At 37.1% G+C, this 23,039-nt stretch carries 26 protein-coding genes; 7 read left to right on the top strand and 19 right to left on the bottom strand.

Features of this window, described 5'->3' with window-relative positions; all coding sequences use genetic code 11:
• The first annotated feature begins 351 nt into the window (after positions 1–351).
• Positions 352–2,550: an amino acid permease gene (locus tag Q0983_RS14100; protein WP_299554528.1), complete on the top strand. Its 2,199-nt coding sequence runs from the start codon at positions 352–354 to the stop codon at positions 2,548–2,550.
• 38 nt (positions 2,551–2,588) lie between these two features.
• Here Q0983_RS14100 and Q0983_RS14095 read toward each other — a convergent pair whose 3' ends face one another.
• Together Q0983_RS14095 and Q0983_RS14090 are read right to left on the bottom strand one after the other, a co-directional pair.
• On the bottom strand, positions 2,589–2,753 hold the full coding sequence (locus Q0983_RS14095; protein WP_299554526.1) for a hypothetical protein: 165 nt from the start codon (positions 2,751–2,753) through the stop codon (positions 2,589–2,591).
• An 8-nt stretch (positions 2,754–2,761) separates the two neighbouring features.
• Complete coding sequence (locus tag Q0983_RS14090; protein WP_299554523.1) at positions 2,762–3,061, bottom strand: HPF/RaiA family ribosome-associated protein; 300 nt, start codon at positions 3,059–3,061, stop codon at positions 2,762–2,764.
• A gap of 446 nt (positions 3,062–3,507) precedes the next feature.
• On the opposite strand from Q0983_RS14090, the gene Q0983_RS14085 reads away from it, so the two are divergent.
• Complete coding sequence (locus Q0983_RS14085) at positions 3,508–4,308, top strand: RsiV family protein (protein WP_299554520.1); 801 nt, start codon at positions 3,508–3,510, stop codon at positions 4,306–4,308.
• A 224-nt stretch (positions 4,309–4,532) separates the two neighbouring features.
• Here the strand turns inward: Q0983_RS14085 and Q0983_RS14080 are convergent, their stop codons facing one another.
• The 7 genes from Q0983_RS14080 to Q0983_RS14050 all read right to left on the bottom strand — a co-directional run bounded on the left by Q0983_RS14080 (position 4,533) and on the right by Q0983_RS14050 (position 9,986).
• The gene (locus Q0983_RS14080; protein ID WP_299554517.1) at positions 4,533–5,690 is read right to left on the bottom strand and encodes a hypothetical protein; all 1,158 of its coding nucleotides are present in this window, start codon (positions 5,688–5,690) and stop codon (positions 4,533–4,535) included.
• Positions 5,691–5,967: 277 nt separating this feature from the next.
• A complete protein-coding gene (locus Q0983_RS14075) occupies positions 5,968–6,387 on the bottom strand; it encodes a hypothetical protein (RefSeq protein ID WP_299554515.1) in 420 nt (139 codons plus the stop codon).
• A gap of 8 nt (positions 6,388–6,395) precedes the next feature.
• Positions 6,396–7,448: a zinc metalloprotease gene (locus tag Q0983_RS14070; RefSeq protein ID WP_299554512.1), complete on the bottom strand. Its 1,053-nt coding sequence runs from the start codon at positions 7,446–7,448 to the stop codon at positions 6,396–6,398.
• A gap of 230 nt (positions 7,449–7,678) precedes the next feature.
• Entirely contained in the window at positions 7,679–7,831 is a 153-nt protein-coding gene (locus Q0983_RS14065) for a hypothetical protein (protein ID WP_299554509.1), read from the bottom strand.
• Positions 7,832–8,121: 290 nt separating this feature from the next.
• Positions 8,122–8,310: a hypothetical protein gene (locus tag Q0983_RS14060; protein WP_299554506.1), complete on the bottom strand. Its 189-nt coding sequence runs from the start codon at positions 8,308–8,310 to the stop codon at positions 8,122–8,124.
• 10 nt (positions 8,311–8,320) lie between these two features.
• Entirely contained in the window at positions 8,321–9,358 is a 1,038-nt protein-coding gene (locus tag Q0983_RS14055; protein ID WP_299554503.1) for a hypothetical protein, read from the bottom strand.
• A gap of 4 nt (positions 9,359–9,362) precedes the next feature.
• Positions 9,363–9,986 (bottom strand): hypothetical protein, encoded by a 624-nt coding sequence (locus Q0983_RS14050; protein ID WP_299554500.1) that lies wholly within the window; start codon positions 9,984–9,986, stop codon positions 9,363–9,365.
• A 312-nt stretch (positions 9,987–10,298) separates the two neighbouring features.
• Between Q0983_RS14050 and Q0983_RS14045 the strand changes: the two genes are divergently transcribed.
• The gene (locus tag Q0983_RS14045) at positions 10,299–10,688 is read left to right on the top strand and encodes a hypothetical protein (protein ID WP_299554497.1); all 390 of its coding nucleotides are present in this window, start codon (positions 10,299–10,301) and stop codon (positions 10,686–10,688) included.
• Between the two features lie 103 nt (positions 10,689–10,791).
• On the opposite strand, the gene Q0983_RS14040 is transcribed toward Q0983_RS14045, so the two are convergent.
• Positions 10,792–12,135 carry a S8 family serine peptidase gene (locus tag Q0983_RS14040; protein WP_299554495.1) on the bottom strand — a complete coding sequence of 448 codons (1,344 nt, stop codon included), beginning with the start codon at positions 12,133–12,135 and terminating at the stop codon, positions 10,792–10,794.
• Positions 12,136–12,453: 318 nt separating this feature from the next.
• Here Q0983_RS14040 and Q0983_RS14035 point away from each other — a divergent pair, with 318 nt between their 5' ends.
• Positions 12,454–13,359, top strand: coding sequence for a M23 family metallopeptidase (locus Q0983_RS14035; protein ID WP_299554492.1), 906 nt, complete (start codon positions 12,454–12,456; stop codon positions 13,357–13,359).
• Positions 13,360–13,373: 14 nt separating this feature from the next.
• On the opposite strand, the gene Q0983_RS14030 is transcribed toward Q0983_RS14035, so the two are convergent.
• Positions 13,374–13,808: a hypothetical protein gene (locus tag Q0983_RS14030; protein ID WP_299554489.1), complete on the bottom strand. Its 435-nt coding sequence runs from the start codon at positions 13,806–13,808 to the stop codon at positions 13,374–13,376.
• A gap of 259 nt (positions 13,809–14,067) precedes the next feature.
• Between Q0983_RS14030 and Q0983_RS14025 the strand changes: the two genes are divergently transcribed.
• A complete protein-coding gene (locus Q0983_RS14025) occupies positions 14,068–14,823 on the top strand; it encodes a slipin family protein (RefSeq protein WP_299554487.1) in 756 nt (251 codons plus the stop codon).
• A 42-nt stretch (positions 14,824–14,865) separates the two neighbouring features.
• Here Q0983_RS14025 and Q0983_RS14020 read toward each other — a convergent pair whose 3' ends face one another.
• Positions 14,866–15,489: a hypothetical protein gene (locus Q0983_RS14020; RefSeq protein WP_299554484.1), complete on the bottom strand. Its 624-nt coding sequence runs from the start codon at positions 15,487–15,489 to the stop codon at positions 14,866–14,868.
• 234 nt (positions 15,490–15,723) lie between these two features.
• On the opposite strand from Q0983_RS14020, the gene Q0983_RS14015 reads away from it, so the two are divergent.
• Positions 15,724–16,272, top strand: a complete 549-nt coding sequence (locus Q0983_RS14015; RefSeq protein WP_299554481.1) for a 5'(3')-deoxyribonucleotidase — start codon at positions 15,724–15,726, stop codon at positions 16,270–16,272.
• Here the strand turns inward: Q0983_RS14015 and Q0983_RS14010 are convergent.
• Genes Q0983_RS14010 through Q0983_RS13995 form a run of 4 tightly spaced genes read right to left on the bottom strand, consistent with a single transcriptional unit; the run spans position 16,248 to position 19,919 of the window.
• Positions 16,248–17,054: an SDR family NAD(P)-dependent oxidoreductase gene (locus tag Q0983_RS14010; protein WP_299554477.1), complete on the bottom strand. Its 807-nt coding sequence runs from the start codon at positions 17,052–17,054 to the stop codon at positions 16,248–16,250. The genes Q0983_RS14015 and Q0983_RS14010 overlap by 25 nt on opposite strands.
• Positions 17,051–18,139, bottom strand: coding sequence for an LLM class oxidoreductase (locus Q0983_RS14005; RefSeq protein WP_299554474.1), 1,089 nt, complete (start codon positions 18,137–18,139; stop codon positions 17,051–17,053). The genes Q0983_RS14010 and Q0983_RS14005 overlap by 4 nt, the downstream gene beginning before the upstream one ends.
• Entirely contained in the window at positions 18,048–19,025 is a 978-nt protein-coding gene (locus Q0983_RS14000; RefSeq protein WP_299554471.1) for a zinc-dependent alcohol dehydrogenase family protein, read from the bottom strand. Before Q0983_RS14000 ends, Q0983_RS14005 begins: the two co-directional genes overlap by 92 nt.
• 21 nt (positions 19,026–19,046) lie before the next feature.
• Entirely contained in the window at positions 19,047–19,919 is an 873-nt protein-coding gene (locus tag Q0983_RS13995; protein ID WP_299554468.1) for a DUF4437 domain-containing protein, read from the bottom strand.
• 199 nt (positions 19,920–20,118) lie between these two features.
• Between Q0983_RS13995 and Q0983_RS13990 the strand changes: the two genes are divergently transcribed.
• Positions 20,119–20,490 carry a helix-turn-helix domain-containing protein gene (locus Q0983_RS13990; protein ID WP_299554465.1) on the top strand — a complete coding sequence of 124 codons (372 nt, stop codon included), beginning with the start codon at positions 20,119–20,121 and terminating at the stop codon, positions 20,488–20,490.
• Positions 20,491–20,494: 4 nt separating this feature from the next.
• On the opposite strand, the gene Q0983_RS13985 is transcribed toward Q0983_RS13990, so the two are convergent.
• From Q0983_RS13985 to Q0983_RS13975, 3 genes are all read right to left on the bottom strand, one after another.
• Positions 20,495–21,049, bottom strand: a complete 555-nt coding sequence (locus Q0983_RS13985) for a DUF4251 domain-containing protein (RefSeq protein ID WP_299554462.1) — start codon at positions 21,047–21,049, stop codon at positions 20,495–20,497.
• Between the two features lie 86 nt (positions 21,050–21,135).
• A complete protein-coding gene (locus Q0983_RS13980; protein WP_299554459.1) occupies positions 21,136–22,182 on the bottom strand; it encodes a glycosyltransferase family 9 protein in 1,047 nt (348 codons plus the stop codon).
• A 1-nt stretch (position 22,183) separates the two neighbouring features.
• Complete coding sequence (locus Q0983_RS13975) at positions 22,184–23,032, bottom strand: DMT family transporter (RefSeq protein WP_299554456.1); 849 nt, start codon at positions 23,030–23,032, stop codon at positions 22,184–22,186.
• Between the last annotated feature and the right edge of the window lie 7 nt (positions 23,033–23,039).

The following is a 23,039-nucleotide window of genomic DNA, read 5'->3' as shown; positions in this document are numbered from 1 at the left end:
AAATTTAATTTCAAAAAATACTATTAAATAATTGTAAGGAAGGGATTAGTAAATATATCAAAAATTTAATATGAAATTAAATACCAATGTAAAATAATTGCAAAAAAGCCCAGGATTTCATTCCACACACATTTCTTACGCTCCTCTCCTATTTTGAGGAAGAGGTACTTGTGAACCCTTCGGGTTTCATTACATTTTTTAAAAAAGCATTTAAAAAGAATTTTTATAATAATTGACATGAAAACCTAGAAAGTATATGGATGCCATACAAGTCCAACAAAAAGAATCCATTCCCTATTCAAAATTTACGGATTATTAGTAAATTACTCCCATATTTCCCAGGCAACATTTATGAACGGAGAGACTCCTAAAAAAATTAAAAAATTTGGAACTTTTGGCGGTGTTTTTACACCAACCTTCCTAACCATTCTTGGGGTCATTATGTATTTACGTTTAGGCTGGGTTGTTGGTAACGCAGGTTTATTGGGCGCCTGGTTAATCATTTTAGTTTCCTTTTTAATCACCTTATGTACGGCCCTGTCCATGTCTGCCATAACCACCAATATACGTATTGGTGCCGGTGGTGCTTACGCTCTTGTATCTCAGGCTTTAGGCTTAGAAGTTGGTGGCAGTTTGGGTATTCCCCGATATATATCGCAGGGGCTAGCCGTTACCATGTATATTTTTGGTTTCAGGGAAGGCTGGATCGCTATTTTTCCGGAGCATAATGCATTTTTGGTAGATATTATTGTGTTCGCCTCGCTTTTTATAATAGCCTATATAAGCGCCAATCTGGCTATTAAAACCCAATATATCATTATGGGAGTGATCCTGGCATCATTTATTTCCATAATCATTGCTGCTTATAATGGCTCTATGCAATTGCCTTTAAGTGATTCTTTAAGTTGGGGAGCTTTTAAAGGGTCAGTTGAAAATGGCTTTAAAGGCAGTAGTTTCTGGATTGTTTTTGCAGTCTTTTTTCCGGCTGCTACCGGTATTATGGCCGGAGCAAACATGTCCGGAGAATTAAAAGATCCAAAGAAAAGCATTCCAACAGGAACCCTTTGGGCCATCGGCGTGAGTTTTGTGATCTATATGTTACTGGCCTTTTGGATCTCAAGAAGTGCTTCTGAGGAAGAACTTCTAACCAACTATTACGTTATGGTAGACAAAGCTTACTTTGGGCCTTTAATTATTGCCGGTATTTTAGGGGCTACCTTTTCCTCTGCTTTGGCTTCCATTGTGGGGTCTTCCCGTATTTTGTTTGCTATGGGCCAACATCGGGTACTGCCCTACTCTAAAATACTGGCCGGAACAAGTGATAGCGGTCAGCCACGTAATGCTATGATGGTTACCGGCATATTGATCTTCCTGACCTTATTATTACGCAACATTAATGCCGTGGCCCCTTTGGTAACACTGTTTTTCCTCATTACCTATGCCATGATCAATATTGTGGTGATCATTGAACAGCGTTTGGGGCTGATAAGTTATCGCCCTGTGTTTAAGATCCATAAATGGGTCCCATGGTTAGGGCTTATCTCTTCCATTTTCGCCATGTTCATTATTAATCCGTCAGTAAGTTTGATCTCTTTTTCCATTGTATTGATGGTCTATTGGTACTTGTCCCGTCAAAATCTTAAAACACCTTTTGAAGATGTACGTTCCGGGCTTTTTGTATCATTTGCCGAATGGGCAGCGAAACACACCTGGGGCATGAAAAAAATGCAGCAACGTGCCTGGAAAGCTAATCTTATGGTACCTGTTAGGGATGTAAACGGTTTAAAAGGGACTTTTGAGTTTCTCAGGAATATTGCGCGCCCTAAGGGATCTATTAAATTGTTAGGTATTGAGCCATTTACGGAGCATAGTAAATTAGCCATACAACTGGAAAACATTTCCACGTCCTTTAGGGAAAAAGGGGTGTTTTCATCGTCTACGGTCATTCATACCGAACAATTTGCCAATGGCATTAACTACGCAAGCCAGGCATTGCAGGGCGCTTTTTTTAAACCCAATATCCTGTTTCTGAATTTACAGGACCATGATGATTATAATAATGAGATCAAGCCCGTTATGAAAGAGTCCATACGGTTGGAAATTGGTATTTTGCTCTTTAACCTCCATACCACTGCTTTATTAGGACAGCGTAATACTATTAATGTCTGGGTAAGCGACCGGAGCGGGAACTGGGAACTTGGTGGCTGGGATATAGGGAATTTGGATCTATCCATTTTAATAGCCTACAAACTGAAAATGAACTGGAAAGCCCGTATCCGGTTGATCATTGTTGTTGAGGATCCTAATGAAGAAGCAAATGCCAAAGATTTCCTGAAGCGATTGACCGGTCTAGCCAGATTACCGAACACCTTAACCGAAGTGTACGTTGGTGTTTTTAATGACTTCGTCACACAGGCACCTGCCGCAGATCTGAATATTTTTGGTATGCAGGACACCCTGCCTTATAATTTTATTAGTAATATGACCGCTAAAACCAATAGTAGCTGCTTATTTGTTAAGGATTCCGGCCATGAAAGTATTTTGGCTTAATGAGCTAAACCATGCTTGATTTAATGCCTTTAGTCATCCTATGACTCATGACTTTTACATTCTTTTATACCCAATTTATCCAGGTATCGCCATAAAACGGCATTGTTAAATGAGAATAAGGAGTACTTAAAAAAGGTATCTCCTTTGGTAACCCATTGGTAGTATTCCTCATTGGTTTTTATTAAGTATTCCGGTTTTAACATGGCTTAATTCATTTATGGACCAGGATCAATTTTCGTTTTTCTAACAAAACTCCTAAATTTTTTACAGTATTGTTTATGGCACGTATAAAGTTGTTTTCATTTGATGACGCATAAATTTCAGGTCCCGGAAGACTTAATTTTATACCACAAATATTACCTTTATCATAGTCTTTAGGTACCTTTTTCAAAGTTACCGCGGCCTTGATCGCGAAAGGATACCTTCTTGTTAAAGCCTGTAATTTACCAATGGCATACTGCCTTAGGTAGTCGCTTTTTTTGGTCTCTTCATGTTTAAAAATCATTTTCATAGCAATTTTTTTTAAATTCTTAATATAAACCCACGAACTTTGTATTAATAGTTTGGTTTTATACTTTCTTTTCTTTCATAAAATTACAAAAACCATATCATATATTTTCATTTATATTAATGATGATTATTATAAATTATTTTTATGATTAAGTAAAGCAAATATAAGTTCCTTATCAAAAATACCATCGAACAGCTATCCTATCATTAGGACAACAACCAAAGAAAATACCCCCTTAATCCATTATTTTATTAGTGTTTTTACAATATTCGGTCTTAATTATTTTGGCTATACATTCTGTTTATGAAATCTGATAACTTAATTGCCTTCAAAAGCATATTTTAATTAAGTATTAGATATATTTATGTTTAATATAAAAATTATAAATAAAAATAAATGAAAAATAATATGGAATTTTGTGTCATAAACTTTTAAAAATCACAATTATGAAAAAGAAAAGCAGTTTGTTACTACCAATACTAGGAACTCTATTAGTTTTTATGCTGATGTCTTCTGAAACCAAACCTAACGAAGATTTGACCGGTCAAAATACCACTTCAATATATGAGGAAAATAATAAAACCATGGCCGTGGACAAGGAAAACACGTCTCGGTTTATTCAAACAAAATTATTCCAGAAGGAAGAGGGCAATTACGAGATCTTCTACAGATATCCTTTCCTGGATCCAAAGTTTAATCCGTCATTTAAAGTATTCAATGACTTCATTAGGAACGAGTATTTAGACCTGGATAATTCCGTAAGAAATATTTTGAATGAAACGGAATTACCATGTCATGTTGGTTATGACAAACTTGAGCGTATGAAAAGAGTGGTTGACTATAAAATTTACACCATAGATGATCATATGCTTAGTATACTCATGTACAAGGCAAACCACTATACAGACAAGAAGCAGAACTCCTATTTGTTTAAAACGCTTAATTTTGATATGGAAAAGGGTCAGTTTCTGTCATATGACTCGGTCTTCAAACCAGGTTCGGAATGGTCTGTGTTAAAACAATTGAATCGGTTACTGGAGAAAAAAGTAAATGCGGAACCAAAATATGAAGAATGTTCTCAATTAACACCAAGTACTTTTGAAGCGTACAAGAATAACTTTGTGATAGATAAAACTTCTATAAAATTTTATTTTGATGACTGTGTCATATGTCCGGTTTATTCCGGCAATTATTTCATTGAGATTCCCAAATCTCAGGTTTCAGAATGGCTTATTATAAAGGCGTAAACGGTTTTGGTAGCAGTGGAAAAATAGAAGATTTTGATGTCATCTATACATTTAAAACCATAATCTCTTAACATGGGAATAATTCCTATGGAGCCTCTCCCCTTTTCGGTTATACAATACAGGGGCACCATCCCAATTTTATACCGCGTATTTAGAAAAATAAAAACGAGGACTTATTAGGTCCTCGTTTTAGCACAAATGCATTTTTCTTTATGTGAAGCAGATCATTGACTAATAGCCTTTAAATGCGCATGTACCGGATTTCCCTGTACCCGCATCTCTACTTCTCTGTCAAAGATCTTGATACCTTTTACCGCATTCAGTTTCCCATCCGGAGCAAACGCTTTAACACCATAGAGATCACCATTTTCATTAACGGCTTTTACATTTATAATGTTACCCAATCTATCAATGCCTTTTACGTCCAGTTTGACACCATCTTCCGTTATTGCTTTAATGTCGTAAATAGCACCGTCTGTTCCAATAGCCTTAATAGGTGCATAGTCTTCTGATTCTGAACGTTGCATTATTTTAACGGGTAATTCCGTGCCCTCTACAAAGGCCTTAATGTTCATAAAGCTATGTTGTTTAGAATCCTGCATAGCTTTTACGTCAAATGCATTGCCTTCGGCATCAATAGCTTTTACATCCAGGTTTTTACCATCGGGCGTTACGGCTTTAATATTCCAGGTAATTTTATTAAAATTACTTGTATAAAGGCCTTTTGCTATATTTTTCTTTGGCATTACAAAGTTATCTTCATTGGGAGACGGATGCATGGCTTTGACATGTGCATAGATGCTATGGCCTTTTAAACTCATCTCTCTATCCTGAAAATTAATTTTTATGCCTTTAATATCATTAAGCTTTCCTGTAGGTGAGATGGCTTTTACACCATAGAACTTCCCCTTTTTGGTAACGGCTTTCATAATGACAATATTTCCATACCTGACAACGCCTATGACATCTATTTTCTCCCCTTCCTGAGTTATGGCTCTGAGTTTGTAGGCACTGCCTGAAGGAGTAATGGCTACAACCGGAGCAAACTGATTTTTACTCACTAATATCTTAACGGGTAACTGCTCTCCATTTACAATGGCCTTAACGTCTAATAAGTTATCCTGATCGGAGTTTTGAATGGCCTTTATATCGAAAGGTTTTCCGGCATTATCAAATATTTTAATATCCAGGCTTTGTCCATTTGGATGGATGGCTTTAACATTCCACAAAATGTTCTCAAATGTTGCAACGTCGGCCGTTTCGGTTTGAGTTGTTTTATCTTTTGAAGCCCCGTCCTTACAGGCTGTTAATAAAAATAAAAAACCAAGAATAAATAAATAATAGCATATAGTTTTAGCGACTGAATGATTTGAATTTTTCATGATTAATGTAACTTTAGAATGACCTAAAGTTAAAAAAGAATGCTGCCATTTTTCATGACATTAGTCATGTAAAAACAGAGGTGAATTTAGGCATTAAGCACCTTTTGCTACTCCTATCGTTGCTTAGGGTAAAAGCGTGGTTGCCTACTCCGCTCCTATTTGAGATATAAGTAGTGTTCCGGAATATAAAATAGAGATCATGCGAATAAAGTTCAAGTTACTTTTCGAATTCGTTCAGGGCAGGCAGTATACGTACAATCGTATTATAATACAAATACTAATTCTTTAACAAAGTATATATATCCTGAACAATTCCATGTCTGCCTTGTCTGAAAATGATAAGCGTGTCTGAATGTATTTTAAAAGTGTACTGTGCAAAAATTCTGTTATCTTTTTGTAGTTGCAACTTATCACCTTTTGTTGTATATAATAATTGTCTGGCTGGGTTTTGTTGAGAAGTGCCAAAAAACTCTTTGATCGTATCATTACTAAATAGGATTGTTTTTGTACCTGCTACATCAGAAGCCTTTATAGAATCGTATTCAGCTGCATCTCTAGAATCAACAATTATCCATGCAGTATTATCTAACGTTTTTTGCTTACTTTGTTTAGTTCTCTGAGCATTACAGCTAAGCACTAAAAAGGTGACCAAACTAAAAAGAATAGCATTTGTTCTATGATAGTATGAACACTTCACAATGAACATTATGTTGGATTTATAATTAGCTCTTTTCTAAACTTTCTAACTGCCCAGTTCATTCTGTTGTTTTGACCGGCTGTAAACTCTCGCATACAGCTATCGTATGAATAATCCATATAATTATGGATTGGATCCAATCCCGGTAGATTAGGACATGTGTCTTTGCCTTGCGGACACCCTTCAGTACTTAACGCCTGAGCAGGAGTATCGGCAACATTATCACCTACAGAACAGCCTTTATGAAATGTATGCCATAAACCTAAATAATGGCCAGCTTCATGGGTTAAAGTTTTACCTTCATTATAGTTGGTGGAAACTCCTCCTGGGATAGAACCATTATAAATGACCACTCCATCAAAGTTACTTTTATCTTCCCATGGAAATTGGGCATAGCCCAGATAACTATTATTACCCACAAAATACACATTTAAAGTAGTTTTGGGATCAACAGCTAATGCTCTGTGCATTTCCTTTTCTTCTTTTGTTTCCATATCAACTTTATAATACCAATCCTTGTTAACGGTGCGTGTAATGGTTTCCAGCTTAAATGAGAATAGAGTATTTGAAAAATTATCATTTAGAACTTTAAGCTGCTTCTGAAGAACTGAATCTTCAATTGCGCCAATATTATTATCAAACTTTATTACATGAAACGCTACATTAACTTCTATAGGTTGCTTTGGTAATCTCAATGAATTACTCTTTACTCTTACAACATTAGCCGGAGCATTATCTACAGTCCTGCATTTTCTGCCCCCTACATTATCAGAATCAGAAGGATTAATAGGCGGTTCGCCACTTTGCATAAATTTTGAGGCGGATTCACCTTCCAGTAAAATAGAATCTATTTTAGTTACTACGGCATCATCATCTTTTTCCATAGCAGTTGCTCTCAAATCGAGTATGTCATTTTGAAAAACACTATCTATGTTTTGAATATCGTTAAAATTACCATACTGATCAAGGAGATACTCCAATTTCTGCGCATTTGAATTTTCAGAAGATTTACAAGAAAAAATTAAAATGGGGACTAAAAAAAATAAGATGTTTTTTTTCATAATTAAATATTTAAAGTATTAGTTGCTTATTGGTAAAGACAAACCAGAGATAACATTTGACAAATTTCTTAGTATTTTTTTACGCTGAAACAAACATCTCCCGGATGTGCCTGTTGTACCAGTTTGTTTTTGAATCAACTCACTGTTAAAAAATCGTTCATTATCTTTATACATATGAATTGTAAAACCTCCACATTCTATTGTTTTGACCAAAACTTTATGAGATCAAACTAACTCTTAATTACTACTTGAAAATAGGCTTCAACACCATCTTTAACAGCAACTGCCACACCACCTTGTAGTAACCACCCATTTCTTAAATAGCTTCTTACTACATTTTCTAACTGGCTCCTGCTACCATGTGATAAAATTTCGTATTTCATAATTGATTTTTTTAAAATTAGTTCTACACTAAACAATATTATAACTTCACTCAAAGCCAAAACATACCCGATACCGGGTAATTAGTAAAAACTTTTGCTATTGAAATTTTTCAGGGGAAGAATAAAAATCACTTATTATTAAGTGATCAGGTAATACACTAAAAATTTAACAAGAAATAAATTATACATGTTAATAATTGTAAAAATCAGTATGGCATTCCGCATACATGCCACTACGCTCTTAGCGTCACTTCGTAAAAGCGTGTTGCATTAACCATCGCAAAGAAATATCAGCAAGCCTCTAAATCCTTTTCCAGTACACGGTGTACGGCCTGTGCGCCCTGAAACATAATAGAATAGCTTTTACTGGCTTTATACACCTTCCGAACATCACCCGGGGTGCCTAAAGCAATAATATCTCCATTACTGTACTTTTTAACTCTTGTGTTTTTTACACAATCTCCTATTGAATATTTCATGATATGATAATTAATTAGAGGCCATTTTTGCTTTATAAGTAGCCCAAAGTGCTTTTATTTCATCAATGGCTGTTTTTAATTCTTCTCCGGATTTATTATCTAGGTTCTTGTTAAGAATATTTACTATCAGTAATTTTCTATAGGCTTCATATTCCTTGCGCTTGTCTGCTAACTTATTTTTCTCTGTAGCAAGATTTTGTATTTCAGGAATGACATCAGGATAGAAATAATTTTGTTCTCCTTTATCCGGCAATGCAATGCCCTGTGAAGAAGCTACTACATTAATAGACTGAGCCAATACATCAAAGCTGGATTGTATGAGTTTATCGGCATCTACCCTAACCCCTTTTATGGCATAGTTATTATTGTAACTTTCAGGGTCTTCCTGTAATACGACGGCAATATCGGCATTGCCAAAAAAGGTGGAAGATTTAGTACGGTTATACGTGCTTTCCCAAAGCGGCAGATTCTCTTCCTTGGTGATATAAGACACCATCGGATCACCTAATAGATTAAAGCGGTCTCCACTGGCCGCTTCGGCATATAAAACACTAAAACATTCAATGGCTTCTATGGAGTTGGCCGCATCAGAATTATCCAGTTCATGTTTAATGTCTTTTTTCAACTGTTCCACCAGGTTATAGGAGTCCCAAAATCTGTCAACGGCTTCACTGTATTTTTTCTGTTCGGTTAGTGCAGTTGCTTGTTTATAGGTGTTTTGAATAACTTTTATTGCTGCATCCGTAAAAGACTTGATGTTGGTCTTCAGAATTGCTTCATCATCACTGGCTATGGTTCCCACGGCAATACCTTCTTTGATATCCTTAGAGATATAGGTATTCATTTTATCCGAATCGAAAAGATCGCAAGCAAAGACCAAAGGTTTAATTTCTACAAAAGCATAGGCTTTCATACGGTCAATATACTTCTCCCCTTCTTCCTGTACACGATCGCTATCGGCGGTACTCACATTAACTACCATGCGGGCACAACTATGAAAGGAGCTTAAACTAATGACGATTATGAAGAATGTAATTAACTGTTTCATAGTCTTAATTATTTTGTAAATACCAGGTTTGAAGTTCGGCGAATGTTTTAGGGGAAACGTCCTTCGACAGGCCCAATAATTCCAATTTCAAAAATTGTTGTAATTGTGCTTTTGATGTTTGTTCATTAAAAGTATCAGAAGTCGTATCCATATCGAGGTAGGTATCCGCTTCGGAAATAAATAATTGGATATCCGTTTCAAGCCCTGATAATTCGGAAGCAACGGTTTTGGCTTCTTCCAATTTATCCTTATTCGCAATAAGTGATAGCGAATTGATCACTGTTCGGCTTTTGGCCAAATTCCCAATACTGGTAGAAATAGCATCCGAATTAGTAGACAACAACAATACCAGTTCCTTATGCCCTGTTTTTTTGGGGTCATCTGCAAGTAAGGGTACAAAAGTACCTTTGGCAGGTTGCGTGATCTCACCAAAATAGGCTTGTACAGCACCTCTATCGTAGTAACCGGAAACATATCTGGAACTTGAAAGAAGGGCGTAACCCTGCACTTCCACTTTATAATAGTTTGCTGTAGGTTTTAGAGAGTCCTTAAAATAGTGTACTTCATGAAAGCTTGAACAAGAAGCTATTAACAAACTGGTTAGTAAAACAAATGCCGTTTTTTTCATAGTAGTATGGTTTAATTATACAGGTGAACTTAAAACAAAGTTATCTGCCGTAACACACCAAACAAATGGCGATTACAGTTGTGTTTTTATCTTTAATTAAATAGGGAGAGTGATCACTAAAATAAAGTGATTACGTAAATATAAGAAAAATATTTCAATATAGTTACTCATTTGTTACATCCTCAAACGGCCATAAATGACTATTATTAAGTTTACACCGGCATTACCGGAAATACTTCACATTATAATATATCTGCATTTGTGGAAACCTTTTAAAATGATAACTTGCAGTAACGTATAATTCATTTAGTTATGAGATTCATAGTTCTAGTGTTAGTATTTGGTTTAGGCTTAGCTTGCAACCAAAGTAGCGATAAAGATCCTATTGTAAGATTTTGGTCCATCACTGCATTACAATTCAATGATGAACCGGTGGCTCTGGATAGCTGTACCAGCGAAGACTATTTGGATGTCAGGGATGATCATATCATGTTATCTTATCACTGCGAATATTCCAAATTAGATTCCGTGCCATCCTATCACATCCATAAACTAAACTGGAAAAAAGAAACCGATACCTCCTACCAGGTTTATAATGATGACAAAAGTATGACGGGTATAGCTTTTATTGACCAACAACAGCAACTACATTTAATCCTTGATAAAAAGAATAACCGACAGATGAAAGCGGTTTTTAAGTAATTAGCAATGCCAAGCCCCCCCTTCCGAAGGTGGTAATTTCTTAACCTTATAAAAAAAGACCCAATAACATGGGCCTTCTTAATAACAAAAAACTAAGTACTAATTAATTCCTAACAATGATAGGATCGTCAACACCATCCGGATCTTCTCTATAAACACTTCTGTTAAAGTCATCCGTAGCAGAATAATTATTTAAAAGAATATAGTTTCCTCTAACTTGAAAATAGCCCCCCAATCTCACGCCATCTGTTGTATAACTTCCCAAAAGCAATACACCGGCAGCATGCGGGCTGGCCATAGAGGTACCACTAAAAGATGCATAGGTATTACCGGGAGTGGTAGAAAGCACATTAACGCCTGGTGCTGCGTAATCTACAGGGCTTCCATAGTTTGAAAACCAGTAAACCACATCCCCTTCTCCAATACCGGAAATGGTAAATACATTAGCCTGATTTGTTCTTGCGGGCGAGTAGAAAGAACAATCATCATAGCTATTACCTGCAGCAATAGCCACTTTAATACCACTTGCACCTAACGCGGCAGTAGCATTATCGGTTGCAGAATCAATGAATCTGGATTGTGGTCCTAAGCTCATATTGGCCACATCCCCATTACTTCCTACGGCCCTGACATAATCCAAAGCCTGGACGGTCCATGAAAAAGCACCGGTTCCGTCATCTCCCAGAACTTTACATGCTACCACAGAAGCACCGGCAGCCACACCAACAACACCAATGTTATTGTCTATAGCCGCAATGGTACCCGCAACATGTGTTCCATGGCCATCTACGTCATTAGGGTTATTGTCTCCGGTAAAAGATACACTTCTGGCAACGTCAACATTCAGGTCCTCATGATCTAAGTCAATACCGGTATCCAGTACCCAGGCCGTTTTTCCGGTACCGTCACCGGCACCACCAACTCTTGTAATGCCATAAGGTATTTGCTGAGTAGCAGATCCTCCTCCACCTCCCCCACGAGGCTTTTTCAAAGTAACCAGGCGGTCCTGGTCTATACTTTTTACTCTGGGATCTTTTCTAAGCATTTCAACTTCATCATCAGTCAGGTTTGCCACAAAACCATCTAAGGCAAAGGTGTAGACCGATTTAATTTTTTTAACATCAAAAGCAAAAGGCTCCGGCCCTTTAGCTGTAGCTACCATACTTGCTTTTGCCGCGTCAATTTGCTGAAAATAGGCTTGCTTTTGGCTTCCTTTGTTAGTGAAGCTTAAATCTTTAGGATTTGGTAAAACACCATCATTTAAAACAACAATGTATTGTCCTTGGATGGGTGTTGAACTGGTTTTATAAACATTGTCCAATTTCACTTCTAAATTTTCCAGTTCAGATACGGTGTCCCGGACTTCGGTGTCTTCAGGTGAAGCACAAAACGTTAGTAAACTCATAGATAACATCAGGGCAGATCTTGTTAAAATTTTTTTCATCATAATTTAATAATTTGAATTAGTCATTTAATTCGCACAAATTATAAATAGCCTTTCATTTTATATTGTGGTTTAACCACAAAAATCAAAAAATGAATATATTTTGTGGTAAAACAGAAAAATATGTAAGTGAAATTGTTAAAATTCCAATTATTTATAATTCAGTATTAATCACATTCTCTTTCAGGCTGTTAGGAGGTTATTTATAAATTATGTTAAAAACACCCGTCTGTTAATAACTCAGGCAATACCAACATAAAACTGACGTTACTAATAATTATATTCGCAAATCTGAAAAATTATATAGGTTAGGTTTCTGGGATGAAATTTTTAATTACGGGCTTCTTATTTCTTGTTTCTATAAGTACGTTTAGTCAGGGGCGATTAAATGATATCTTAAAGGCTTCCAAAGCTATAGAGTTAATTGTTAAAGATTCTATAGTGTCGGATACCCTACCCGAGGTTTCTGTCAGACCGGATATAAAGGCAGAATATTGGGACCAAACCGTTTATAACCCTTATAAGGAACTGAAACTTCAATTTCCATTACAAATACAATTTAAGGATTCTACCTATTTTTCGCCTATAGGCAAACATAAGGTAGTAACATCCCGTTATGGCTGGAGATGGGGACGGCCACACAGAGGTATTGATATTGACCTAATAACCGGTGATAGTATTTTTGCCATGTTTGACGGTGTGGTTAGAATGGCCAGGTACACCAGTGGACACGGAAGAACAGTCGTGGTAAGACATTATAACGGTTTGGAAACAGTCTACGCCCATTTATCGAGATATGGAGTTAAAGAAAACGACACGGTACCCAAAGGGGCTTATCTAGGCAAAGGTGGTGTATCCGGTAATGCACGTGGCAGCCATTTGCACTTAGCTGTGAATTACAAAGGTGTGTCTATAAACCCGGAGTATTTATTTAAATTTAATGACAATAATACCATCAGAGCCAAAGAACTTTGGGTCACTAAAAAATGGACCCAGCCGGCCTTTCACAATTCCAGGAGGCAAAGCAATATAAAACCCTTGTTGACAGAGGAAGAAGCGTTGGCAAGCTTGATAAAACAGCGTTCCATTTATATAGTAAGGCCCGGTGATACGCTATCCAGAATATCCAGAAACAATAATGTTACTATTGCCTCTATTTGTGAGGTCAATCATATAAGACGAAACGCAGTTATCAGAATTGGCCAGAAGTTATTGATTGAGAAATAGTGGCTACTCCAAAACTATTGACAAATGGCTGTACCTTTCTTTACAATGGTTACGCCTTCTCTGATAAAAAGATCGCCATTGGCAAGCTTATATAACGGATAAAACTGCCTGTTTCCGTTGGTAGCAGCATAAAAAATACCATTGACCCCATTTTGGGTTGTGATTTTCCAGGAACCGTATTCCTGCCAATTGCTTTTTTGTTCATTTCCAAGTACCGTGCGCTTTACCGTATTCCCGTATAAGCCGTAATATCCGTTGGGGCAATAATGAACCTCCAGGAAATAATAAGTACCGTACAGCACCTCGCCTTCCCTATACGTAATAAGTAGTTGTTGATTATTAAAGAAGCGATGTAACTCATCAACAGAGGGATTAACCTGTGCATTAAGGGGTTCACCACACATAAATTGAGTTAAAACCATAAAGACAAAAACAGCATAATACTTCATTGTAATATTTTATAAAACAGTAAGTTACAAATTATTATAATGCGTTTCATTGATATGCATAATTATTTGCTAATCAGGTTTATAGTGTACTGGCTGGATTACTGGTTTTTCTTATTAAAAATTCGTAAATTTATAAGGAACCTTAACATCGTATCATACGTTACGACCAAGTAGCACTTGAGGCATCGAACCTTATTTTACACTTCGGTTCATGGCCTTTTCTTATAATATAACCGTACAAACTTAAATACATTGTATCATGCATGCATCAACCATAATTTTAGTTCTGATTGGAATCCTGTTACTGGCCGGTATCCGAATCGTTTTTGAATATAAAAGAGCCATTAAATTTAGATTTGGAAAATTTGTTAAAACACTTAACCCGGGATTCAGATGGATCATCCCGATCATTGAAACCATACAAATAGTAGATATCCGGGTGATCACCTTTAATATAGATTCCCAGGAAGTAATGACCGAAGATAATGTGCCCTGCAGTATAGACGGCGTGGTGTTCTTTAAAATTAACGACCCGGAAAGGGCGGTTTTGGAAGTAGAAGAATATAAATTTGCCATCACACAGTTGGCCCAGGCAGCCCTTAGAGATGTTTGCGGTAAGGTAGAATTAGATACCATACTTTCAAAACGTGAGGAAATGGGTAAGAATATTAAAGGTATTGTAGAACAGGAAACCAAGGAATGGGGTATTGAGATCATTGACGTTAAAATAAAAGACATCCAGTTACCCGAGAATATGCGTAGAATGATGGCCAATCAGGCAGAAGCGGAACGTTCCAGGAGGGCCCGGATCATTCTGGCCCTTGCAGAAGAGCAGGCTGCCTCTAAGCTTTTGGAAGCAGGTAAACTGATTGACCAGTCGCCATCAGCTATTAAATTACGTTTATACCAGACTTTGTCTAACATTGCCGCAGAGAAGAATTCTACCATCCTGTTTCCGTTTCCTGAAGAAGTGCTGCCCCAAAAAAAGAAAAAGTCCAGGATTGTTAAATCCTGAACTTTTTAATTCTTAAAACGACCGGAATGTGAACGGTATCCACTAATAAGAGTCTATTTCTTTACCTAGAACAATGTCTCTGGTGGCCACCCACAAACCTTCTTTTTTATCTAACTTTAGGATTCTCTGAGGGTCGGTTTGTTCTACTTTGGTACGACATTTATCGGTTAATAAAGGATCGTCGTCAAAAAGGAAGGTCTCAATTTTATATTCCGGTTTGTTAGGTTCTTTAACTATGGGGTAAATTTGCTTTAATTCATTTCCGTAAATATAGCTTCCGGGCACAAAAGTATACAGGGTGTATTTACCATCGGCATCGGTTCTCACCCAGCCTCTGTGGTGTACATAACGCTTTTTGTTATGTCTTTTCAATTCAAAATCACCGTTTTCATCGGTTTGGTGAATGAATAACAATACATTTTTTGCCGGAGTTACACCATCACTTTCATAAATGGTTCCGGTAATCTTTAATTTGTTCTTTTTGGAAGCAAAATCGGGAATGGTATCTACGCTATTTAAGTTCTTTTCTGAAAAATCATAAATAGGGCTTCGTTTTTTATAATCCTGAGGGATATCAGCTAAAACATCAGCAGGTTCCTGGGCAACGACTGTAAAACAGGTGGCCAGTAAAAAGGTGATACTAAAAAGGGCTTTTAAATATTTCATGGGGCTTGGGCTTTTAATTTATTTAAAATTAGGGTTTTACATCATAGTTCGCATAAATACTATATGAACTTTAAAATAAAACGATGAATTGTTCTTTTTTGCAAAAATCATCGATTAAAAACCGTTATTTTCAATGTCACGAAGCGTTTAAATTAACTTTATAAAACCATTAAATCTTGCGTCCAATATTTTTTTAATATAAAAAAAATAGCGTACTTAGATTAAAACTTTTTTATGACAATATTTGTTGATATGGATGATGTGCTGGCCGACACTTTTGGTAAACACATTGCATGGTATAACAGAGACTTCAATCAAAATTTAAAACGAGACGATATCATTTCAGGAGAAGTTTATGACAATGTCCCTGAAGCCCATAAAGAAAGCGTTCGACAGCATGCCTGGACTCCAGGGTTTTTCACTGAATTAGAGCCTTTACCCGGCAGTATTGAAGTCATGGAAGCCCTCTACCATAGGCATGAGGTGTATGTTGCTACCGCTGCAACCCAGTTTCCTAATTCTTTAAAAGAAAAGAGTATATGGTTAGCCAAATATTTTCCTTTTATTGATTGGCAACATCAGATTATGTGCGGGCACAAGTTTATTTTAAGAGGTGATCTGCTCATAGACGACAGAACTTACAACCTTGAAAAATTTAAAGGCGACACCCTTTTGTTCACAAATCCACATAATAGTACTGAAACCGGTTATAAACGTGTTTCTAACTGGGAAGAGATTGGTAATATACTGCTAAAACCTCAATATGAGCTATCACAGATCTGATGGGTTGCACTAATAAGCTCATTTATTTTGACTTCATTATATGCATTGGCATGGGCATTTCCAAAACCGCCCCGGTCGTTATCAAAATACTGTCCGCTAACACCATTAAACGCTTCGGAAACAGCTAATTCATATAGAATAGAAGCCCCTTTATCTGCTGACGACCAATGGTGCCCGAACGCTTCTTTTACCATATTGGTATTTAAAAGGGAGCCCGGGTTTACAGCAATGACCTGAATATTTTTTTGATTTTTAGCCAGATCAAAACTCCACATAGTTAAAGCCAGTTTGCTTTTTGCATAAGCTTCATTTGGGAGTACATCCTGTTTTCCGGATAACTCATCCAATGAAAAAGACGATTGGGCTGCAGAGCTCAAATTAATAACCCTGGGGTGATCTCCTTTTTTTAATAGCGGTATGAGAGCATTAGTAAAAACAAACGGTGCTAAATAATTTACAACGAATCGTATGTCCAACCCTTCAGGTGTTGTATTTATTCTGCTTTTATAAACACCGGCATTGTTTATCAGTACATCAAGCTTTGGCAATTCATTTTTAATTGTATCAGCAAGTATTTTGACGGTTTTCAAATCTGAAAAATCAGCAATGAATCCGTTTACCAAATCATTGTTTGATGCCTTTTTTATGTCATCAATAACGGTTTTCAGTTTCTCCTGATGTCTCCCATGAATATAAACCTGATGCCCCTCTTTAGCTAACTTAATAGCGGCTAATTTCCCTATACCATCAGTACTTCCTGTAATTAATACGGTCTTGTTCATATTGTAACGGTTTCTTTTTTTGTTGAATGAAAATGAGGCAATACGTTTGTTGCCAATCGATTTAAAGTGTCATCCATGTTCGCAGCATTAAATCTTAAGTTTAAAGCTACATGGTTAACCCCAATGTCTTCCAGTCTTTTAAAATAGTCCACTAAGAAATTGACCCCTATTTTAAAACCTAATGGAATAGGCTGTGGCTTGAAATCATCTTCCTCCTGTAAATCCAGGTATAAAGGTTGCATAAACGGTTTGTCATAAGTTTGTGACTCATGAATCAGCTTTCGCCATTTGTCAATGGTCTGTTTTTGATTGTACAGATCCTTTGGATAGGACATCCAACCGTCGGCATGTGCTACATTCCAATCTATAGTCTGGCGGCTATTGCCGGTAATAAGCATGGGGATTTTAGGACCACTGGCTTTGGGCAACATATTCATATGCCCTTTTAACTGGCCATAATTGTTGGTTTCTAAAGTTGGAAAACTGCTTTGCACTTTTCGGATATAATCAAAAGATTCCCGAAACAACACCCCTCGTTTTTCATAATCGATACCCATTGCCGGATATTCGTCCGGCCTGTCACCTGAAGCTACGCCCAGAATAAGTCGTCCGTTAGACAATTGATCAATAGACGCAGCACTTTTAGCCACATGTACCGGATGGTGTAGCGGCAATGCAATACTGGCTATTCCCAACGCAATCTCAGAAGTTTGCCCGGCCAGATATCCCAAATAGGTAAAAGGGTCGAACAGTTGTCCGGCATCTCCAAATGAGGGTACGTGAAACGGAATATCCCTGATCCATAAGGCCTTAAACCCCAATTGTTCTATTTGCTGAACACGCTTTAAGTGATCTTCCATAGTAGGAATGGGCCCCAAACTATAGTTTTCAATAGGCACTACCAGTCCGATACTCAACTTATCAGGTTGAAATACTGAATTATAGGCTTTATTGATCGATTCAAATGACTTCATGTTGCTCTTTTGTCTAATATTAATTCTCGATAACAACTTTTCCCATAGCCCGACCACTTTCCAAACGCGCATGGGCTTTACCGGCTTCATCAAGTGAAAATTGTTGTTCATCTAAAATTGGTTTTAAAGCGCCTGCTTCAACAACATTGGCAATATTTCTAAGAATTTCGCCGTGATCTTCTCGTTTGTGATTATATAGCATTGGGATCAACATAAACACAACATGAAGCGACAAACCTTTAAAATGTGCCACTGAAAGATCTAACTCAACCATAGACACCGTAGTTGCTACATGCCCGTTAAGGGCCGCTGCATTAAACGAATTAATAAGATTTTTGGCGCCTACAGAATCGTATACAATGTCAAAACCGGCTCCGTTGGTATGTTTTTGAACATAGTCTTCCACAGTTTCGGTTTTATAATTAATGGCTTTAGCGCCCAGTTCTTCTATAAGTGCTAATTGTCTTTCGCCACCACCGGTAGCATACACCTCGGCACCAAAATGCTTCGCCAGCTGTAAAGCTATATGACCAACACCTCCGGATCCTCCATGAACCAAAACTTTTTGTCCGGATGTAATACCGGCGCGCTCTAAACCTTCGTAGGCCGTTATACCAACCAATGGAATGGCTGCAGCTTCTTTCATGGATAGGTTTTTAGGTTTATGTGCAATTAACTTACTGTCAGCCGCAATATACTCGGCTAAAGTTCCGGGTAAATCCGCTAACCCACCGGCGCATCCATAAACTTCATCACCAACAGTGTACGCCTTTACATCATCGGCCACAGCTTCTACGATTCCGGCAAAATCCATCCCTAAAATAGCCGGGGTATCAGGCGATAATGGTAAATCCTTCCCCATTTTTCTTATCATGGTATCCACCGTATTAACACTGGATGCCGCAATTTTAACTAACACCTCCCCGCTCTTTAATACAGGCGTTTCTACTTCTTTTGCTTCAAATACGGCCTCTTCGCCATATTTGTTAATAGTCATTGCTTTCATAGTTTTTTACGTTTATTTATTTAAAATTACTTTGTATTTGTCACTGGTTCTTATATAAAGAATAGTTTCGTTTTTTGTTGAAATTCGATGTAAAACTTCCCCTTTAGAACTGAAAAAACTCCCTGTTTCCAGAATCGTTGTTTCCTCTCCTGCATACTTTGGTTGTCCCTTAATTACCACAGCCCCAAAAGTTGAAGCCTTCGTGTAAAGGTGTCCTTTAAAACCTTCAGGTAGCTTTAAAAGTGTTCCGTGTAATTGATGCTCTTTCCAAAGAAAAGCCATTTGAGAACCATTAACTTCAGACCAGCTTATTTCAGAGGCATCCAACCAAACCATATTGGATTTATCCTGATTTACCGGGCGCTCTCCACTATCAAAAGCGTCTTCCTTGGGAAGCACCAAATAGGGGCCTTCTTCAATTTCTATATAAGCCATGGTATTTACACCCTTAGCGGAAGTAATATGCACGTGGCCTTTCGGCTGTGTCCAAAAGGAACCCGATGGCATCCACATGTTTTCAGCATTGGGATCATCATTGTGAATAAGCCCGCTAATTACCAGGCCTCTGTAGGACACATTATGGATATGTGGTGGTGACGAAAAACTATCTTTTGGCTTAAGTAGAAATCCGGTAGGCCCACTAGCCGTTCTGTCCCCCCAAAGCGTACCTGCCATAGGAGCTTTGTCCTTTCTTTTGGGGTTAAGATATGTCCAATCTACCTCTGAGGCTAAAACAATTTTCACACTTGAATTATGGATGGAGTCCGGAATAGTATTATTTACTGACGGCCCTTTTGTCAGATCCCTTTCTTTATTACCTTTTTGGCAAGCGGTAAGGAAACATAGGCCTGCAATTATTATAATTTTAAAAATTAAGGGTTTCATTTTATTATACTATCATTTTTATAGTGACAAAATTATGTATAGTATTTGTACTGTACAATAACGGTCAAAAATGATAGTAGCACATTTTTTATTTAAAAACCTGATAATCAAATAATTAAAATATAAAAATTATACTATATTTTTTATAGTGACATTATTTAATATAGTTTTATTACTTTTGTATAAATAATACATTGACATGGAAGTTGAACATAAAAGACGGTTGATAAAATATAATGACAAGCTCTTTTCCTGTGCTACCAGTGTAGCTATGGAATTAATTGGAGGTAAATGGAAAAGTGTCATTCTTATTTATCTGGTTGACGGCAGTAAGCGCTATAGTGAATTGCGTAAATTGATCTCTACCATCACGGAACGCACTTTAAGTCTTCAACTGAAACAATTGGAAAAGGACGGATTAATTAGCCGGAAAGTATATACAAAAAAACCACCACTTAAGGTTGAATATGCATTAACGCCTTTTGGTGAAAGCTTAACGCCGGTGTTAAATTCCATTGCCAATTGGGGTATGACCGTTATTGAAGAAAACGGGGAAGTTATTGAAGGGTAATTAATTATTCCGGGGTCTCATCTTTAATAGCCTGTGCCCTACCCGAATATCTGATCTGAGCCCTGGTATTTCCTCTTAAAAGCAAATGGGACCTTAATCCTGGAAAAAGAGTTATAACCACATTAAAATTTTCATCTGAGTTTTTGGCATCAAAGGACATATCATAACTACCGTTCTTGTTTTCCTTTAGCTGATAATCACTAATGAGCCCGTTAAAGGTAATGGGGCCATCCGTATCACTATAACCCGCATTGAAAAAACGTTCCCCGTAAAAAGGCAAATGAGACTTGATACTATCGCCGGAAATGGTCAAAAAGTTGCTGTTTCCAATTAAATTAATTGAATTTGGTGTATCTCCCGGCCTTAACAATCCCGATATCTGTTGCACGGCAGCCCTGGGGAATGGATATGCCCAATCGTATTCTACCGTAAAATGCCTTTCATTGATAAGTGTTTTCAAGGCCTCTTTTTCAGCCTGTTTTGTCGAAGACTTTGAGCCACCGCAAGCAAACAGCCATCCACAAAGAACAATGCCAAAACAAAAACCTAAGCCTTTCATATTGAAACAATTAAACATACTATAAAGTTACAATACAATAATGTATTTCAGGCGTAGATTAACAAATTTTTATCAACTTAAGGTGCCTAATTCAGAATATTCTTAATTCCGGCTATCCAATCCTCAATATTGGTGTGATTGGTATTAAATGCCAGACTTCCATTCCCATAAGGCCCGTAAACGGCCTCTTTGGTTATGGAAAAGAAACCAACCGTAGGCACTAAGGAGGCACTTGCCAAATGCATCACACCATTATCGGCAGCAATAAATATAGAGACGTTCCTTAGAACACCTCCCATTTCTCTGATATCTTTACTGTAAAAATGGGGTGCCTTAAAGTTAATTTTGGAAATGTTTTCAATTGGCAGCATCTCTATGATATTATAATCCGGAAATTCCTTTTTTAAGCGCTCATAAAATGTTTCCCACCAGGCTTCGGAATAGCACTTATCTCCTGTGGCATTGGTATAAATGCAAATAGTTTTTTTAGCGTTCTTAACTAAATCGTCCAATATCTTTTTACCATTGGCAATTTCAGGGGCATTTAGTTTTATATCGAGTAGAGGCATGTCTGTTTCATGGTTATCAAATCCTAATAGCTCTAAATAACGTCTCAAATTATAAACCGGGTATTTTGAGATATGCCTGTAATCAGAATATTTATTTTCGATGTCACCAGTGACCTCTCCGAAAATTTTGAATTTTGCCTTGGCGTGTTGCGTCAATAATCTGCCCGAGGACGAGCTTTTATCACCATTAATAACCAAATCATAGGACTTGCCTTTTACGGATATCCAGCTTCTAAGGTATTTAAACAGGTTGTTAAAAGGTTTTCTGGGTAGTTTAATAATCCTGTCAACTCTTTCGTAATTTTCAAAAACGGGATGTGCCACACCACCTTTAACAAATAAGTCTACAGTACAATTTGGAAATGTATTCAGAACCTCCTGCACTATTGGTGTTAACAACAATTGATTCCCCAAACGGTGATTTGGGCGTATGATCAGCACATTTTTAACGTCCTCTATTTTTAGATCCCCTTCCTTGGGCATGGAATAAGAACGGCCAACACCCTTTGTCAGACGACCCATTAGTTTTCTTCTGATTCCGTTAATTCGGTCTTTAAAACTCATACTATACCTTACTTTTTTCTTTAAACCGGGCATTTAGGATCAATCCGATAATGATCAACCCTATTCCCAATAAGCTCCAAAATGTATATACTTCGGCAAATATAAACACACCGAACAGTACTGTAAAAATGGTTTCCAAATATTTTAACGGCGCTATTTGACTTGTTGAAGAGGCTGTTTGAAAGGCTTTGGTCATATATACTTGTCCAAAATACCCAAAAACTCCCAAACCAAGCAGCATAACCCATTCAAAACCTATGGGGTTAACCCAATTGCCAATAGACAACAGACCACCGGTAATAACAGAAATAACCATAAAATAATTAACAACCACCACCGGATGTTCACTTTTTCCGATCTTGCTTAATATTACGTATACCAATCCACTAAAAACCGCTGATATTAAAATAAGTAAAAGCCCGTAACTATTCAGCTGCATATCAAACCCTTTTAGAATAACAACGCCGCTAAATGCCATACAGAAAAAGAACCATTGTATGGGCTTAACGTGCTCCTTCAAAAGAAAAATGGCAAAAATGGCTGCAAAAATGGGCGCCAGGTATCTTAAAGAAACGGCCGTTCCTATAGGTAAATACTTGGTTGACATAAAAAAGAAAGTCATGGACGTAACACCCACCAGGCCTCTTATAATCAATAACTTCTTATTATTACCCAAGATAGGGACCTGATGTTTTAAAAGAAATACCATGGTAAAAATTAAAGTAGAGATAGCCCTGAAAAATACTATCTGGTAGGCACTAATATGGGCTAAATGCTTTACAATGCTATTCATACATGCAAAAGACAATGTACTGATAAGCATAAATTTTAAAGCTTTTTTTATATCCAAAAGTTAG

Origin of the sequence: Seonamhaeicola sp., from assembly GCF_028281565.1 — a bacterium.
GTDB lineage: Bacteria > Bacteroidota > Bacteroidia > Flavobacteriales > Flavobacteriaceae > Seonamhaeicola.
The sequence above is the reverse complement of the archived record's forward strand: the minus strand, read 5'-3'. Positions and strand labels throughout refer to the sequence as shown.

Coding starts and splice junctions, on each gene's coding strand:
- Q0983_RS14015 (WP_299554481.1), top strand. CDS start 15,724: ATGACAATATTTGTTGATATGGATGATGTGCTGGCCGACACTTTTGGT.
- Q0983_RS14090 (WP_299554523.1), bottom strand. CDS start 3,061: ATGAAAATGATTTTTAAACATGAAGAGACCAAAAAAAGCGACTACCTA.
- Q0983_RS14080 (WP_299554517.1), bottom strand. CDS start 5,690: ATGAAAAATTCAAATCATTCAGTCGCTAAAACTATATGCTATTATTTA.
- Q0983_RS14070 (WP_299554512.1), bottom strand. CDS start 7,448: ATGAAAAAAAACATCTTATTTTTTTTAGTCCCCATTTTAATTTTTTCT.
- Q0983_RS14000 (WP_299554471.1), bottom strand. CDS start 19,025: ATGACTATTAACAAATATGGCGAAGAGGCCGTATTTGAAGCAAAAGAA.
- Q0983_RS14005 (WP_299554474.1), bottom strand. CDS start 18,139: ATGAACAACAATTTTCACTTGATGAAGCCGGTAAAGCCCATGCGCGTT.
- Q0983_RS14085 (WP_299554520.1), top strand. CDS start 3,508: ATGAAAAAGAAAAGCAGTTTGTTACTACCAATACTAGGAACTCTATTA.
- Q0983_RS14100 (WP_299554528.1), top strand. CDS start 352: ATGAACGGAGAGACTCCTAAAAAAATTAAAAAATTTGGAACTTTTGGC.
- Q0983_RS13995 (WP_299554468.1), bottom strand. CDS start 19,919: ATGAAACCCTTAATTTTTAAAATTATAATAATTGCAGGCCTATGTTTC.
- Q0983_RS14045 (WP_299554497.1), top strand. CDS start 10,299: ATGAGATTCATAGTTCTAGTGTTAGTATTTGGTTTAGGCTTAGCTTGC.
- Q0983_RS13985 (WP_299554462.1), bottom strand. CDS start 21,049: ATGAAAGGCTTAGGTTTTTGTTTTGGCATTGTTCTTTGTGGATGGCTG.
- Q0983_RS14050 (WP_299554500.1), bottom strand. CDS start 9,986: ATGAAAAAAACGGCATTTGTTTTACTAACCAGTTTGTTAATAGCTTCT.
- Q0983_RS14010 (WP_299554477.1), bottom strand. CDS start 17,054: ATGAACAAGACCGTATTAATTACAGGAAGTACTGATGGTATAGGGAAA.
- Q0983_RS14025 (WP_299554487.1), top strand. CDS start 14,068: ATGCATGCATCAACCATAATTTTAGTTCTGATTGGAATCCTGTTACTG.
- Q0983_RS13980 (WP_299554459.1), bottom strand. CDS start 22,182: ATGAGTTTTAAAGACCGAATTAACGGAATCAGAAGAAAACTAATGGGT.
- Q0983_RS14020 (WP_299554484.1), bottom strand. CDS start 15,489: ATGAAATATTTAAAAGCCCTTTTTAGTATCACCTTTTTACTGGCCACC.
- Q0983_RS14095 (WP_299554526.1), bottom strand. CDS start 2,753: ATGTTAAAACCGGAATACTTAATAAAAACCAATGAGGAATACTACCAA.
- Q0983_RS14055 (WP_299554503.1), bottom strand. CDS start 9,358: ATGAAACAGTTAATTACATTCTTCATAATCGTCATTAGTTTAAGCTCC.
- Q0983_RS14065 (WP_299554509.1), bottom strand. CDS start 7,831: ATGAAATACGAAATTTTATCACATGGTAGCAGGAGCCAGTTAGAAAAT.
- Q0983_RS13990 (WP_299554465.1), top strand. CDS start 20,119: ATGGAAGTTGAACATAAAAGACGGTTGATAAAATATAATGACAAGCTC.
- Q0983_RS14030 (WP_299554489.1), bottom strand. CDS start 13,808: ATGAAGTATTATGCTGTTTTTGTCTTTATGGTTTTAACTCAATTTATG.
- Q0983_RS14035 (WP_299554492.1), top strand. CDS start 12,454: ATGAAATTTTTAATTACGGGCTTCTTATTTCTTGTTTCTATAAGTACG.
- Q0983_RS14040 (WP_299554495.1), bottom strand. CDS start 12,135: ATGATGAAAAAAATTTTAACAAGATCTGCCCTGATGTTATCTATGAGT.
- Q0983_RS14060 (WP_299554506.1), bottom strand. CDS start 8,310: ATGAAATATTCAATAGGAGATTGTGTAAAAAACACAAGAGTTAAAAAG.